Below are 1,111 nucleotides of genomic sequence, written 5' to 3' on the forward strand. Positions count from 1 at the left end.
TAAATCCGGGGCAGAAAGCCCCGGAAATGTAATCTTAATTGTGGCAATGAAATGAGCAGTTGCCGGACAAAAATGAGAGCTGAATTTGGACAAGATAAGGAATCACAAACAATAAAAAAGAAAACGTTAATAATTATTGGAAATTTTATTTTTTTGTAGTTGCGGTTATAGCTTTATATGAAGTTGCATACGGAAAAGAAAATATTACTATATCTATTGAATATTCCAGCATAGAAGGCATAGGTAGTACTTATAATGAATATTTTGCTCAGATGTTTTATGCGGAAAAAGAAAATGAAATGTCGGAGAAAATAGTGTTATAGCAAAATATGGTGAAAATGAGATATCATTTGATCTTGATTTGTCAATATTGGAATATAAAAAATATTTATTAAGATTTGATCCGCTAAATGAAAAAGTAAATATAAGAATTAAAAGTGTGGTTGTAAAAGACCATTACAGAACTTTGATGGATATTTCGGGTGAACGCGATGGAAAAGTACAGCAGCTAAAGGTTTATTCTAATTGTGATAGTGTTGAAATGTTTGTTAATGGTAAGTCTATTGGCAATGGAAGAAAACAGCAAAGTGGAGTATTTGTATGGGATGATGTGTTGCTGTCAGATACTAATAGCATTAAGGCGGTAGGAACAGCTAACGGAAAGAAATATTCTGATTCGGTTGATGAAATAACTGCAAACAATAGAGCATTGGCAGTCTCATATAAGAGTCATGTACAAAATATTGGTTGGCAGAGTAATGTAAAGGATGGTAAAGTCTCTGGTACTACAGGAGAGAAGAAGCAAATAGAAGCTTTACAGATAAAATTACTGCAGGATCAGTATTCTGGTTCAATAGAATATCGTACACATGTCCAGAACATTGGATGGCAGGAATGGGTAAAAGATGGCGCTACAGCTGGTACGACAGGACGAAAACTTAGGGTTGAAGCACTTCAAATTGGCCTGACAGGTGAGTGGGCTGAACATTATGATATATATCCTAAAATCCCACTCAAATTATACACTGGTGAATCAAATCACCAGTTTGTATAATTCAACTATCTCTGACTGAAAACCAGTCAGTTGTGTAATTAACTTTTTACGTTTACC

Annotated in this window: 1 protein-coding gene; it reads left to right on the top strand. The window is 34.2% G+C overall.

The features are described 5' to 3' along the window. The first annotated feature begins 370 nt into the window (after positions 1-370). Positions 371-1,054, top strand: coding sequence for a DUF4982 domain-containing protein (locus tag ACTQ1L_RS15205; RefSeq protein ID WP_441368091.1), 684 nt, complete (start codon positions 371-373; stop codon positions 1,052-1,054). Positions 1,055-1,111 lie beyond the last annotated feature (57 nt).

Origin of the sequence: Agathobacter sp. LCP21S3_B2 (genome assembly GCF_052118705.1) — a bacterium.
Lineage (GTDB): Bacteria > Bacillota > Clostridia > Lachnospirales > Lachnospiraceae > Roseburia.